Source organism: Achromobacter sp. ES-001 (assembly GCF_019448355.1).
Classification (GTDB): Bacteria; Pseudomonadota; Gammaproteobacteria; order Burkholderiales; family Burkholderiaceae_B; genus Achromobacter; species Achromobacter spanius_B.
This window is the reverse complement of sequence record NZ_CP079940.1, coordinates 5,162,012-5,173,100: the sequence shown is the minus strand read 5'-3', so window position 1 is coordinate 5,173,100 and position 11,089 is coordinate 5,162,012. Positions and strand designations below refer to the sequence as shown.

Below are 11,089 nucleotides of genomic sequence, written 5' to 3'. Positions count from 1 at the left end.
TAGCGACCATTGCCGGCAACCAACGCCAGCAACCAACGCCAGCAACCAATGCCAGCAACCAACGCCGGCAACCAACGCCCCGACCCACCGCCTTACGCGCGGCGGCTCGGGGCGTTTTTTTTCATGCCTTCAACGGCGCGCCGGCAGTTGCCGGACGTCACCCCGAAGGCAAGCCGGCCGCCACCCCTGACGCTACCCCGCGCTACCCCCACGCTCGGGCTCAAGGCAGATGCGGCAACAGCCGCTGCGGCAGCGAATAGTTGTCGATATGGTCGCGGAACGCCGCAATGAACAGGTCTTCGGCCGCGCTGCGGTGCGCGTCCCCGTGCCAAAGCAGATGCAGGTCCGCCGCGCACACGCCTTCGCCCGGCGGCAGCCGCCACAAGCGGCCCTCGGCAAGATCGGCCTGCACGCTGTGTTCCGGCAGGCAGCCGATGCCAAAGCCCGCCACCAGCAGACGCTTGACCTCGTCATGCTGTGACGACGTTGCAATGATGCTGCCCGAGAACCCGCGCTGGTCACGAAAGATCGTCAGCGGAGACAGGCTGTCGCCCAGGGCGTCGCTGGCAAACGAGACAAAATTCTCGTTCAGCAGATCTTCCATGCGGATGTCCGTGCGCCCGAACAGCGGATGGTGTTTGCCGCAGAACATCGCGTAGCGCTGTTGCAGGAACAGTTTGTGGTCCAGCCGCTTGGGAATCTGTCGGCATAGCGCGATGCCCGCCGTCGCGCCCCGCTGCTGCAACACGTTCACGATTTCGCTGCTGGGCAACACGTCCAGCTGAACTTCTATGCGCGGGTGCGCCCGATGAAAGCGCACCCAGAACTCGTCATACACCGCCGAATGAATGCGGCTGGCCACCAGCAGATGGATGCGGCCCACGGTTTGTTCCTCGGCCTGCGCCACGTCGCTGACCAGTTGCGACACGTTGCCGTGAATGGCCAGCGCGGCCTGGCGCACCTCTTCGCCGGCCCGCGTGATGGCAAATTTGGAGTGATGCCGTTCGATCAGGCGGCGATCCAGCTGCTGTTCCAGCCGGCGCAACGCCTGGCTGACCGCTGACTGCGTCAGGTGCAGTTTGATAGCAGCGCCGCTAATGCTGCGCTCTTGCGCGATGACCAAAAAAGTCCGCAACAGGTTCCAGTCCAGGCGATCGCCCACGCGCGTAATCGTCGTGGGAAGAATCGATTTATCTTTCATAACACATTGATCGGTAACGATTTGGTGGGGCGCGGTGGACGCGAAGGCGCAATGCCCGGACATGATATCCGAACATTAATCCTGCTTAAGTCGATGATAAGAAATCAGAAATTGACCGCTCCCACGGGCGCGGGCGATAAAGCCGCCATCAAATCCAAAAAATCCCAAGGAGGAATCATGTCGGCCCCCGCCCATCCATCCGCCGCCAGGCAACCGGTGCGCGCCGCCGCCGCGGCTTTCATCGGCACCACCATCGAGTGGTACGACTTCTACATCTACGCCACCGCCGCCGCGCTGGTGTTCGGCAAGGTGTTCTTTCCCACCGCCGACCCCTTCGTCAGCACGATGGCGTCCTTTGGCACCTTCGCGGCGGGCTTTCTGGCGCGGCCGCTGGGCGGGCTGGTGTTCGGCCACCTGGGCGACCGCGTCGGCCGCAAGAACGCGCTGATGGCCACGCTGGTCATCATGGGCGTGGCAACCGTGGGCATCGGCCTGCTGCCCAGCTACACGCAGGCCGGCATGCTGGCGCCCGCGCTGCTGTTGGTGTTGCGCCTGGCGCAGGGCCTTGCCGTGGGCGGCGAGTGGGGCGGCGCGGTGTTGATGGCAGGCGAACACGCCTCGCAACGGCGGCGCACCTTCGCGGCATCCTTCGCGCAGCTGGGTAGCCCGGCAGGCTTGATCCTGTCGCTGGTGGCGTTCCGCCTGATCACGACGCTGGACGAGGCCGACTTCCTGGCCTGGGGCTGGCGCATCCCGTTCCTGGTCAGCGCCGTGCTGCTGGCAGTGGGCTACTTCATCCGCATCGGGGTCAGCGAATCGCCCGACTTCGCCAAGGTGCTGGCGCAGCAGGAAACGTCCGAAGTGCCCGCGCGCGAAGTGCTGCGCACTGCGTGGCGCACCGTGCTGCTGTGCATGGGCGTGTGCACCGTCGCCATCGGCGGCATCTATTTCACCAACACGTTCATGCTGGCCTACACCACGCAAACGCTGGGCCTGGACCGCGCGATGATCCTGGACTGCCTGTTCGCCGTCGCCATCATCCAGCTGATCGTGCAGCCGCTGGCCGCCTGGTTCGCCGAATCGCTGGGCACGTCGCGCGTGCTGATGATCGCGGCGGCGTGTTCGGTGTTGGCGCCGTACCCGATGTTCATGCTGGTCAGCCAGGCCACGCCGCTCAGCATCGTGGCCGGCATCGCCATCGTGCTGGTGTTCATGGCAACCATCTATTCGGCAATGGCGGGCTTCATCAGCGCGGCCTTCGAGACCCATGTGCGTTATTCGGGAATCTCGCTGTCGTACCAATTGTGCGGGGCCGTTGCCGGCGGATTCACGCCGTTGATCGGCACCTGGCTGTCGCATCAATATCCCGGCCAGTGGCTGCCGCTGGCGCTGTTCTATTCCGCGCTGTCGGCCATTACGCTCGTGTCGATTTGGGGCTTGGCTAACCACCAACCGCGCCGCGCGGCCAGCGCTCGCACCGTCACGCCGGCCGCGTAGGCCGGGCGCTCAACATTCCTCTTCAAGGAGACTTCATGGACACCACCCAAGCCCCCGCCGCGTTGACGGCCGAACAGACGCGCCGCATTCTGCAGGCGGTCGATGACCGCTTTGATGCGCAACTGGCCTTCACGCAGGAACTGGTGCGCTTTCCGTCCTTGCGCGAGCAAGAGCACACGGCACAGGACTTCCTGTACGAGGCGATGCGCCAACGCGGCTTTGCGATGGACCGCTGGAAGATCGACGTCAAGGACATCGAATCGCATCCGGGCTTCGGGCCCGTCACCGTCTCGTACGAAAACGCCTTCAACGTGGTCGGCACCTACCGGCCCGACGTGCAGACGGGCCGCTCGCTGATCTTGAACGGCCATGTGGACGTGGTGCCCACGGGCCCGCAGGACATGTGGAGCCGATCCCCTTGGGACCCGGCCATCATCGACGGCTGGATGTACGGACGCGGCGCGGCCGACATGAAGGCCGGCCTGGCCGCCAACCTGTTCGCCTACGACGCCCTGCGCGCGGCCGGCTACGCACCCGCGGCGCCGATCTACTTCCAGTCCGTGGTGGAAGAGGAATGCACGGGCAACGGCGCGCTGGCTGCGTTATTGCGCGGCTACAAGGCCGACGCCGTCATCATCCCCGAGCCCGAAGAAAACATGCTGGTGCGCGCCAACGTGGGCGTGTTGTGGTTCAAGGTCCGCGTGCAAGGCCACCCCACCCACACGCGCGAAATGGCCAACGGCTTTAACGCCATCGACGCCGCCTACGCCACCATCGAAGCGCTGCGCAAGCTGGAAACCAAGTGGAACGGGCAGCATCATTGCCACCGCCATTTTGAACACCTGGACCACCCCATCAACTTCAACATCGGCAAGATCGAAGGCGGCGACTGGCCATCCACCGTGCCGCCCTGGTGCGAATTCGACGTGCGCGCCGCCATCTACCCCGGCACGACAGCGGACGAAGCCCGCGCCGAAATCGACGCCTGCCTGCGCGACGCCGTGTCCGACCCCCGCCTGGGCGGAACACCGCCAGCGGTCACCTACACCGGCTTCTACGCCGAAGGCTACGTGCTGGAAGAAGGCTCCGACGCGGAAAACACCCTGCGCGAATGCCACCGCCAGGCCTTCCAAAGCGAGCTGCAAAGCTTCACCACGCCCGGCTACCTGGACGCCCGCGTTTTCGTCATCTACGGCGACATGCCCACCCTGGTCTACGGCCCCAAGTCCCTGGACATCCACGGCTTCGACGAACGCGTGCACCTGGAATCGGTACGCCTTATCACCAAGACCATCGCGCTGTTCATTGCGCAATGGTGTGGGGTGCGGGAGTGAGGTAGGTAGAAGTTCGGTCGGGGTTTCCTGCAAACAGGCGGGCAAGGAATCGATCGCGTATTTCGGTGCGTTCGACATTTGCCCCTTCCCCGACAAACACGTCGACACGGCTGAACGGCTGCGTCAGCTCGATATGGTCAGCGCTGTGGCCCGGAAAAGTGATCAAGATCCACATGCCGGGCTCGGGAAACATGGCCGTGCGAAATCTCAAGGTCTGGCCGGGGCTCATGCCAAGCTTGCGCGTGTCGTCGTTGTCGTTGAAAAAGACGCTGACGCGGCCGGTGGCATGTTCCGAGTAATGCACCACCACCACGGGCGAAAACGCACCCCAGGCGGCGGAAAATACCCAGATGCATGCCAGCAATGCCAGGATGGCGCAAAGCAGGTGCGCTACGACTCGCATGCTTGCGTGCTTTCAACGGCTGCATTCATGGCGTTCCTTCGCCCGATGCTCAGCGATTCCCCAAGGCAACGGCACGGCGGAAATTCGTTTCAACAGCGTAGCCGAGGTCAGTTCGTGAGGCTTGGCGGCGGCATAGAGATCGCATCCCAGTTTGATTGAAATGTGGTCCGGCACATCGTCCGCGCTGGCCGGCCACGGGCCGTTGGTCGAATGGTCTTGCCACCTAGGGAGTTTTCCATCCTTCATGGACCGATAGGCGTCTGATAGCGCTTGCGCCAAGCCCGCCCCGTGAAGCAGCTCGGCTTCGCTAAAGCCCAGGGCCACCCCGACATATCCATAGTGGATGTTCGACCAGATGTCGTAGTAGTAGTCAAAATCACCCAGTTTTTGCCAGCCTCGATTAAAGCCGTGCGGCCCCAGCCGTTGTCGCAGAAGTGGCTTATGGTCCCATGGCCGGCCAGGGCCAACGCGCTCGACCCACATTGCATAGGCGGCAGCCTTTTGGGCCGCGGCCGCTGCGTGATAGTCGGGTCTCCCAGCCAATTTTTCATGCCAGCGTAAGCGATGCCATTCAGCAGTTTGCGCGTCGGGATCCGCGCTGTTGGCCCCAAGTATCTTTCTGCCTTCGACGGAGAAGGGGTTGGTCTTCATTTCACGAACGATGTACTCGGCCACTGCGACCGCCGTATCAGCGTGATCGCAGAAAACGTGGTCCGGGGCCTTGGCTCGTATGCGCTCACTGCTGGAATCACTCTCTGGTGAGGCGCTCTTGGCATTGCCTGCGTGGGCCCGAAAACCCAGATCTTGGACTAATACGGCGATGTTCTGGCTGGCGATCAGCGTCGCGCCACATGACGTTTGCATGCCGTCGATCGCCAGCCGGATCCCGTCGACCATAAAGGTGGATACGCCCTCCGCGATAGGGTAGGTTCCCTTGCACTGGGGGCAACTCACCATATGTCCTAGTCCCGATGCCGCCTTACCTTCAATCAGGTAGGAGTTGATTCCCTGCAAGACGGTGCCACCGTGACTCGTCGTATCGCCAATTCGTATGATTGGTCTGGCTGACATACGCCCTCCCACGCAAATTAGACTGGCTTCGAGTCTATTGAATTTGCAACGGGCCAGACGATCTAATGGGAAAAATCGGACTACTACGAGCGGATTCGGAATTGATCCGATGCCGACAGGGACAAGCTGCCCGCCGCGCGGGGACGTCAGAGCATGTCAGGTGTGGCGAAATCGGCCGGTGGGCATCGGCGCATGGTGCGACCGAATAAAAACAGCCCCCAGCTGTAAAGCAGGAGGCTGCGGTGTATCAGGTCTTTCGCTATCGGGTCGGCTCGGATTCCGCCTATCCCCGCATCAAGTACTGCTGGCCTTCCAGGTGCCGTCCGGTTGCTTGCAGAACCAGAATTGCCATTTCTCGGTGGTGCTGCTGCGGGCGAAGTCGGCGACCAGGAAGCGGCAGACGCGGTCGTCCTTGATCTTGCTGGTTTGCGTGGGCGTCAGTTGTACGGTGATTGGCGCGGCGCGCTTGGGCTGGGTCTTGCTGGTCCATTCGGTGCGCTGGCCGTCGGCCGATTGGTTCAGCGCCTGGGCGACGGCTTCGTGGAACGAGGTGCGGTCGCCGTTGGGAATCTGCGTGATGAGAGAATTGTTCAGCATCACCGGCGGTGCGGCGACGGCGGCTGCCGACATGCCGCTTGCGATGAGCAAGGCGGCGAGAACGCGGGTGTATCTCAAGATAGGCTCCCTGTCTGATGAGTCAGATTTTCTTGCTGGCACTGGAGCCGATAGTACGCGAACGCGTTGCGTTTGCCACGCACGTTGCCACCCAAAAAAAGGCCGCCTGGTTCAAGGCGGCCAAGGTACAACAGGGAGGGGGTAATCGTGGTCAGGCGCTGTCAGGCGTTGTCAGCCAGATCAGTTGCCGTGGTAGACGCCGGCGAAGGGCATGTCGTTGGGCTCAACGTTGGAGACCAGGCCGGCAGCCTTGGCGGTAGCCAGTTCGGCTTGGACGTCGGCGCGGGTCTTGCCCGATTGCGGGGCACCGTAAACGCCCTGGAAGGGCACGTTGTTCGGTTCCACGTTGGTCACCAGGCCAGCGGATTTGGCGGCGGCCAGTTCGGCCTGCACTTGCGCGCGGGTCGGGCCTTCGTACTGCGTGCCGTAAACGCCTTGGAACGGCACGTTGTTGGGTTCGATGTTTTGCGATGCGTAGGCGCCGGCGCTCAGGGCGGCAAAGGACAACATCAATGCGGTAGCTAGGGTCTTCTTCATGGTAAATCTCCGATTTCAAGAGCCTTGGGTGCGAATCAGGCGGCCTATCCGTCGTGGTTCGTTGCTGTTTCCCGATGACTGAATTCTGCGCCGATCCCGGGTAGGGATAAACCCGGATATCCGTAAAAGATATTTCCATCAATGGAAGAATATCGTTCGATTTTCCGATTTATTCCATTTATGGAAGCCATAGCGTCCCCCCAGGCGTCTTAGAGGAGCCCGCATGGAACAGGTCCGGCTTACCGGTGTACGAGCCACGCTCTTGATCACCCTGTACGCCAAGGCAGCGGAAAGCCGCCTGCCTGGATCGTTGTTGCAGGATCGGTACGCGGCCGAGGCCGTGGCGCGTATCGACCATGATTTCGCCGCGTTGCGCATGAGCCGCGACGCCATGATCGGGCTGTCCATGCGCGCGTACACGCTGGATGCCTGGGTGCGGGAATTCCTGGCCGCGCACCCCGACGCCACGGTGCTGCATCTGGGATGCGGGCTGGACAGCCGGGTATTTCGGGTGGACCCGTCACCCGGCGTGGGGTGGTTCGATGTGGACTACCCCGATGTGATCGCGCTGCGGCGCGCCGTCTATCCCGACCGGCCGGGCTGCGTATTGCTGGGTACGTCGTTGGCCGAACTGGACTGGCTGGCGCGCATTCCCACGGACAAGCCGACGCTGGTGGTGGCCGAAGGGCTGCTGCTGTATTTGCACGAAGCGCAGGTACTGAACTTGCTGCGGGTGATCACCACGCAGTTTCCCTCGGGCGAGATCGTGTTCGACGCCTACTCACGGCTGGGGCTGGCGCTGGCCTCGCGCAACCCCATGTTCCGCGCGACCGGCGCGCCGATGCGGTGGAACTTGGAGGACGCGCAGGTGCTCGAAGCGCAGGTGCCGGGTCTGCGATTGCGCACCGAACAGTGGGTGTACGAAGAGGCCGGCGCGCAATGGGCGCGGTTCAGCGGGCCTGCACGCGTGGGCGTGTGGCTGATGCGGCGTGTGCCGCTGCTGCGCAAGCTGGGCAGGTTGCTGCGTTACGGTTACTGAGGCGAGCAGGGGCGTGCAGGGCGTGCAGGGGCGCGAAGGCGCGCAACGGCTTCCGGCAGTACCGATCAGTAGTGCGGCGGTAGCTCGTCGCGCAGGCTGCGAAAGGGCGCGGCGCCTTCCGGGGCTTGTTGGCGCAGGTCGGCCACCTCGCGCTGCAGGCGCTCTATTTGCTGTTGTTGGCGGACGATAATCTGGTTCAGTTGGTCCAACAGATCATCCGCAAAGCTGGACTTGATTTCCAGCTCTTGCAGGCGGCGTTCTATGTCTTGCATGGGTTCCATGGCGGCTATTAGACCCTTTCCTGCCGCGGATTTCCAACGGAACACGGGATCTTTCAGGCTTTTATACAGGAGACATCGGTGACGGACCAGGCGGGGCGTTGCACATGGCGGCAAGCAAAAGGCGCTACGCGCGGGCACGGGCAGCGCGGCCTGCGGCGGGGCTTGCAGTGGCTGATGCAGGGCTCGCTGGTGGCGGGCATGGTCAACACCGCCTGGGGACAGACGGTGGACGTGACCCTGGCGCCGGTGGTCGTGACAGGCACACGCCTGGGCACGTCCGTGCTGGACACGCCGGCGTCGGTGGATGTGGTCGACGGCGCGGTGATGCGCCAGCGCCAACCCGGCATCAACCTGTCGGAAGGGCTGGCGGGCGTGCCCGGTCTGCAAATCCAGAACCGCCAGAATTATGCCCAGGACTTGCAGATATCCAGCCGAGGCTTCGGCGCGCGGTCCACGTTTGGCGTGCGCGGCGTGCGCCTTTACGTAGACGGGATCCCGGCCACGATGCCCGATGGCCAAGGGCAGACGTCCAACATCGACATCGCGTCGCTGGCCCGTGTTGAAGTCATGCGCGGGCCGTTCTCGGCGTTGTACGGCAATTCGTCGGGCGGGGTGATCCAGGCGTACACCGAAGATGGCGCGGCGCCGCCGTCCCTGTCGGCCAATGGGTGGGGGGCCAGCTTTGGCACATGGCGTTATGGCGCATTGGCCAGCGGGGTCACTGGCGGGGGCGAGGGCGAGGGCGACGGCGTGGGCGCCCTGGACTACGTGGTGAGCGTCAGCCGCTTCACCACCGATGGCTATCGCGACCACAGCGCGGCGCGGAAAAACCTGGCCAACGCCAAGCTGGGCTTGCAGCTGGACGACGCCAGCCGGCTGACCATCGTGCTGAACAGCGTCGACCTGAAAGCACAGGACCCCTTGGGCCTGACCTGGCAGCAGTTTCAGGATGACCCGCGCGCCGCGCCCTTGGCCGAGCAGTACGACACCCGGAAAACGGTGCGCCAGACCCAGGGCGGCGTGGTCTACGAGCGGCAGGTGGATGGGCGCAATACGTTGCGCGTGATGGCGTATTACGGCCAACGCGACACGAGGCAGTACCAGTCAATTCCCCCCGCCGTACAACTGACGCCCACGCAGGCGGGCGGCGTCATCGATCTGGCTCGCGAATACGGCGGCGCGGATGTGCGCTGGACGTCCGAGCTTGATGTCGGCGGCCGGGCGCTGACCTTGGTTGGCGGCTTTGCTTACGATGCCATGCAGGAAGACCGCAAGGGCTATCAGAACTTCACCGGCTCGGTGGCCAACCCGACCCTGGGCGTGCAAGGCGCGTTGCGGCGCAACGAAACCAACACCGTGTACAACGCCGACCCCTATGTGCAGGCGTCGTGGAAGGTGGCGCCGCGCTGGACCTTGGACGCGGGCCTGCGCTACAGCACGGTCAGCTTCGATTCCAACGACCACTACCTTGCCCCCGGCAATGGCGACGACAGCGGCGACGCGCGCTATCGCAAGGCCTTGCCCGTGGCGGCGGTGCGTTACGCAGCCAGTGACGATGTCAGCCTGTACGCGTCTTACGGGCGCGGATTTGAAACGCCCACGCTGAACGAAATCTCGTACCGCCCCGGTGGCCAGCCCGGCTTGAACTTCGGCTTGGCGCCGTCGCTTAGCACCAACCTGGAGGCGGGCGTGAAGGCGCGCGTGGCAGGCGGCCTGGCGACCGCCGCGGTGTTTCACACGGGCACGGAAGACGAGATCGTGTCGGCTGGCAGCAGCGGCGGGCGCACCAGCTATCAGAATGCCGGCCGCACACGGCGCGACGGCGTGGAACTGGGTTGGTCCGGCGAACATGCGCCGCACTGGCGCACGCAGCTGGCCTATACCTGGTTGAACGCGCGCTACGCCGACGACGGCACGGGCGGCATCCGCGCGGGCAACAAGATACCGGGCATCGCACGGCAAGCCTTGTTTGCGTCCTTGGCGTGGGCGCCGCCGCAAGGCTGGCAGGCGTCGGTGGAAGGGCGCGTGTTAAGCAAGATCTACGTGAACGACGCCAATGATCAGGACGCGCCAGGCTATTTCGTTGCCGCCATCAGCGCGGGCTACGTGAAGAAAATCAACGCCTGGGAACTGAATGCCTACGCGCGTGTGGACAACCTGTTCGACAAAAAGTACGTCGGGTCGGTGATCGTCAACGAAAGCAATGGCCGCTATTACGAGCCGGCCGCCGGGCGCAGCGTGGGCATGGGGCTCGGCGCAACGTATCGCTTCTGACGATGCCGCGCAGCCGTGGCGCGGCGTCAGTCAGGCGCGCTTGAATAGCAGATGCCGTGGTCTTCACATTGCGGGCAGCCGGGCGCGGCCGACGGCGGCAGGCCCGCATGCTCGCAGGCCGAATAGGCCAGGAATTTTTTCCAGCGCAGGTTGCGCGTATTGCGCATCACCAGGCCCGGGTAATGGCGTGCCAGCAGAAAGGTGACATCTTCGCGGCCGGCCAGACCCAGGTCGCGCCACAGGTGGTCGGGCCGCAGGCAGGCGTGCGCCAGCACGCCGGTGACCCAGGCCGTGGTGCCCAGGTCGGGGGCGCGATAGGCCTCAAGCAACACGCGCATCAGCAGGGTGAAGCCGGGTTGCGGATCGCCCCGGCCGTGGACCGCGTACACGGCGTATTGCTCGACAAACGCCGCCAGCCGGGCGTCTTCGGATTGCAGCGCGCCCGGAAAAAGATGGTCCGTCAGGTCCGCGATCTCGTCCGGGCTCAGGCCGCTGCGCGCCAGATCGTGGTGCGCCAGGCTGGTGCCGATGACGGTGGCGAAAAAGCCGGCGTCGGGATGGCCGGGTGGCGCGTGGTGCAAGAGGGCGCGCGCGAACCGCTGCACCGACACGGAAATGTCGGCCTGGGCGGGGGAAGAAGTCAGCACAGCGTCCATGGCGGGGGTAGCGGTAATCGCTAAAGTAATTCTGATGTTAATGAAGTCGTTATGTTGCGAAATATATATCGAAAGCCATGACAGCCCGGCGATATTGTGGACAAAATGGTCTCAGGACATA

11 protein-coding genes are annotated in these 11,089 nt (G+C 63.8%); 4 read left to right on the top strand and 7 right to left on the bottom strand.

The window, feature by feature from the left end:
- Nucleotides 1-220: 220 nt before the first annotated feature.
- Nucleotides 221-1,201: a LysR family transcriptional regulator gene (locus tag KYT87_RS23560; protein ID WP_046805154.1), complete on the bottom strand. Its 981-nt coding sequence runs from the start codon at nt 1,199-1,201 to the stop codon at nt 221-223.
- A 177-nt stretch (nt 1,202-1,378) separates the two neighbouring features.
- Here KYT87_RS23560 and KYT87_RS23555 point away from each other — a divergent pair, with 177 nt between their 5' ends.
- Both KYT87_RS23555 and KYT87_RS23550 read left to right on the top strand, forming a co-directional pair.
- The gene (locus KYT87_RS23555; RefSeq protein ID WP_219990965.1) at nt 1,379-2,698 is read left to right on the top strand and encodes an MFS transporter; all 1,320 of its coding nucleotides are present in this window, start codon (nt 1,379-1,381) and stop codon (nt 2,696-2,698) included.
- A gap of 35 nt (nt 2,699-2,733) precedes the next feature.
- Nucleotides 2,734-4,032 carry an ArgE/DapE family deacylase gene (locus KYT87_RS23550; protein WP_046805156.1) on the top strand — a complete coding sequence of 433 codons (1,299 nt, stop codon included), beginning with the start codon at nt 2,734-2,736 and terminating at the stop codon, nt 4,030-4,032.
- Here KYT87_RS23550 and KYT87_RS23545 read toward each other — a convergent pair.
- From KYT87_RS23545 to KYT87_RS23530, 4 genes are all read right to left on the bottom strand, one after another.
- Complete coding sequence (locus tag KYT87_RS23545; protein WP_219990964.1) at nt 4,001-4,435, bottom strand: hypothetical protein; 435 nt, start codon at nt 4,433-4,435, stop codon at nt 4,001-4,003. The two genes, KYT87_RS23550 and KYT87_RS23545, sit on opposite strands and share 32 nt — an antisense overlap.
- A gap of 12 nt (nt 4,436-4,447) precedes the next feature.
- Complete coding sequence (locus KYT87_RS23540) at nt 4,448-5,449, bottom strand: polymorphic toxin type 44 domain-containing protein (RefSeq protein WP_255593459.1); 1,002 nt, start codon at nt 5,447-5,449, stop codon at nt 4,448-4,450.
- A 351-nt stretch (nt 5,450-5,800) separates the two neighbouring features.
- Nucleotides 5,801-6,181 (bottom strand): hypothetical protein, encoded by a 381-nt coding sequence (locus KYT87_RS23535; RefSeq protein WP_052946030.1) that lies wholly within the window; start codon nt 6,179-6,181, stop codon nt 5,801-5,803.
- A 180-nt stretch (nt 6,182-6,361) separates the two neighbouring features.
- A complete protein-coding gene (locus KYT87_RS23530; RefSeq protein ID WP_046805157.1) occupies nt 6,362-6,718 on the bottom strand; it encodes a DUF4148 domain-containing protein in 357 nt (118 codons plus the stop codon).
- A 223-nt stretch (nt 6,719-6,941) separates the two neighbouring features.
- Here KYT87_RS23530 and KYT87_RS23525 point away from each other — a divergent pair, with 223 nt between their 5' ends.
- On the top strand, nt 6,942-7,757 hold the full coding sequence (locus tag KYT87_RS23525) for a class I SAM-dependent methyltransferase (RefSeq protein ID WP_219990962.1): 816 nt from the start codon (nt 6,942-6,944) through the stop codon (nt 7,755-7,757).
- 65 nt (nt 7,758-7,822) lie between these two features.
- On the opposite strand, the gene KYT87_RS23520 is transcribed toward KYT87_RS23525, so the two are convergent.
- Nucleotides 7,823-8,038, bottom strand: a complete 216-nt coding sequence (locus KYT87_RS23520; RefSeq protein WP_219990961.1) for a SlyX family protein — start codon at nt 8,036-8,038, stop codon at nt 7,823-7,825.
- A gap of 198 nt (nt 8,039-8,236) precedes the next feature.
- Between KYT87_RS23520 and KYT87_RS23515 the strand changes: the two genes are divergently transcribed.
- Nucleotides 8,237-10,312 carry a TonB-dependent receptor gene (locus KYT87_RS23515; protein ID WP_255594202.1) on the top strand — a complete coding sequence of 692 codons (2,076 nt, stop codon included), beginning with the start codon at nt 8,237-8,239 and terminating at the stop codon, nt 10,310-10,312.
- Nucleotides 10,313-10,338: 26 nt separating this feature from the next.
- Here KYT87_RS23515 and KYT87_RS23510 read toward each other — a convergent pair whose 3' ends face one another.
- On the bottom strand, nt 10,339-10,968 hold the full coding sequence (locus KYT87_RS23510) for a nitrogen fixation protein NifQ (RefSeq protein WP_120156794.1): 630 nt from the start codon (nt 10,966-10,968) through the stop codon (nt 10,339-10,341).
- Nucleotides 10,969-11,089: the final 121 nt, after the last annotated feature.

Coding starts and splice junctions, on each gene's coding strand:
- KYT87_RS23560 (WP_046805154.1), bottom strand. CDS start 1,201: ATGAAAGATAAATCGATTCTTCCCACGACGATTACGCGCGTGGGCGAT.
- KYT87_RS23555 (WP_219990965.1), top strand. CDS start 1,379: ATGTCGGCCCCCGCCCATCCATCCGCCGCCAGGCAACCGGTGCGCGCC.
- KYT87_RS23550 (WP_046805156.1), top strand. CDS start 2,734: ATGGACACCACCCAAGCCCCCGCCGCGTTGACGGCCGAACAGACGCGC.
- KYT87_RS23545 (WP_219990964.1), bottom strand. CDS start 4,435: ATGCGAGTCGTAGCGCACCTGCTTTGCGCCATCCTGGCATTGCTGGCA.
- KYT87_RS23530 (WP_046805157.1), bottom strand. CDS start 6,718: ATGAAGAAGACCCTAGCTACCGCATTGATGTTGTCCTTTGCCGCCCTG.
- KYT87_RS23525 (WP_219990962.1), top strand. CDS start 6,942: ATGGAACAGGTCCGGCTTACCGGTGTACGAGCCACGCTCTTGATCACC.
- KYT87_RS23520 (WP_219990961.1), bottom strand. CDS start 8,038: ATGGAACCCATGCAAGACATAGAACGCCGCCTGCAAGAGCTGGAAATC.
- KYT87_RS23515 (WP_255594202.1), top strand. CDS start 8,237: ATGGTCAACACCGCCTGGGGACAGACGGTGGACGTGACCCTGGCGCCG.
- KYT87_RS23510 (WP_120156794.1), bottom strand. CDS start 10,968: ATGGACGCTGTGCTGACTTCTTCCCCCGCCCAGGCCGACATTTCCGTG.